Source organism: Zobellella denitrificans (assembly GCF_002237365.1).
In the GTDB taxonomy this organism is placed as follows: Bacteria; Pseudomonadota; Gammaproteobacteria; order Enterobacterales; family Aeromonadaceae; genus Oceanimonas; species Oceanimonas denitrificans.
Genome location: NZ_NMUO01000181.1, coordinates 1 through 1,456, shown reverse-complemented (window position 1 = coordinate 1,456; position 1,456 = coordinate 1). Strand labels below are relative to the sequence as shown.

Annotated in this window: 1 protein-coding gene; it reads left to right on the top strand. The window is 67.8% G+C overall.

Going from position 1 to position 1,456, the window contains the following annotated elements:
* Positions 1-1,456, top strand: a 1,456-nt coding sequence (locus CGX12_RS19185; protein ID WP_094041454.1) for a bifunctional aconitate hydratase 2/2-methylisocitrate dehydratase, incomplete at both ends; no start/stop codon positions are given.

Below are 1,456 nucleotides of genomic sequence, written 5' to 3'. Positions count from 1 at the left end.
AGGCCCTGTCCCACACCCTGCTGATGTTCGATGCCTTCCACGACGTGGCCGACAAGGCCAAGGCCGGCAACGTCCATGCCCAGCAGGTGCTGCAGTCCTGGGCCGACGCCGAGTGGTTCCTGGGCCGTCCCGCCCTGGCCGACAAGATCACCCTGACCGTGTTCAAGGTGCCCGGTGAAACCAACACCGATGACCTGTCCCCGGCCCAGGACGCCTGGTCCCGTCCCGACATCCCGCTGCATGCCCTGGCCATGCTGAAGAACGCCCGTCCCGGCATCGCCCCCGACGAAGACGGCGTGGTCGGCCCGATCACCGCCATCAACGCGCTCAAGGAAAAAGGCTTCCCCCTGGCCTACGTGGGCGACGTGGTCGGCACCGGCTCCAGCCGCAAGTCCGCCACCAACTCCGTGCTCTGGCACATGGGTGACGACATCCCCTTCGTGCCCAACAAGCGCGCCGGCGGCGTGTGCATCGGCGGCAAGATCGCCCCCATCTTCTTCAACACCATGGAAGATGCCGGCGCCCTGCCCATCGAGTGCGACGTGACCAAACTGAACACCGGCGACGTCATCGACATCTACCCCTATGAGGGCAAAGTTTGCCGCCACGGCAGCGACGAGGTGCTGGCCGAGTTCAAACTCAAGACCGAGGTGCTGCTCGACGAAGTGCGCGCCGGCGGCCGCATCCCGCTGATCATCGGCCGCGGCCTGACCGACAAGGCCCGCGCCGAACTGGGCCTGGGCCACTCCGAGGTATTCAAGCGCCCGGCCGACGTGGCCGACTCCGGCAAGGGCTACACCCTGGCCCAGAAGATGGTGGGCAAGGCCTGCGGCGTGGCGGGCGTGCGTCCCGGCCAGTACTGCGAGCCCAAGATGACCACCGTCGGCTCCCAGGACACCACCGGCCCCATGACCCGGGACGAACTGAAGGACCTGGCCTGCCTCGGCTTCTCCGCCGACCTGACCATGCAGTCGTTCTGCCACACCGCCGCCTATCCCAAGCCGGTGGACGTGGTCACCCACCACACCCTGCCCGACTTCATCATGAACCGGGGCGGCGTGTCCCTGCGCCCGGGCGACGGCGTCATCCACTCCTGGCTGAACCGCATGCTGCTGCCCGACACCGTGGGCACCGGCGGTGACTCCCACACCCGTTTCCCCATCGGCATCTCCTTCCCGGCGGGCTCCGGCCTGGTGGCCTTCGCCGCCGCCACCGGGGTGATGCCGCTGGACATGCCCGAGTCGGTGCTGGTGCGCTTCAAGGGCGAGATGCAGCCCGGCATCACCCTGCGCGACCTGGTGCACGCCATTCCCTACTACGGCATCAAGCAGGGCCTGCTGACCGTGGCCAAGGAAGGCAAGATCAACGAATTCTCCGGCCGGGTGCTGGAAATCGAGGGCCTGCCCCAGCTGAAGGTGGAGCAGGCGTTCGAGCTGGCCGATGCCACCGCCGAGCG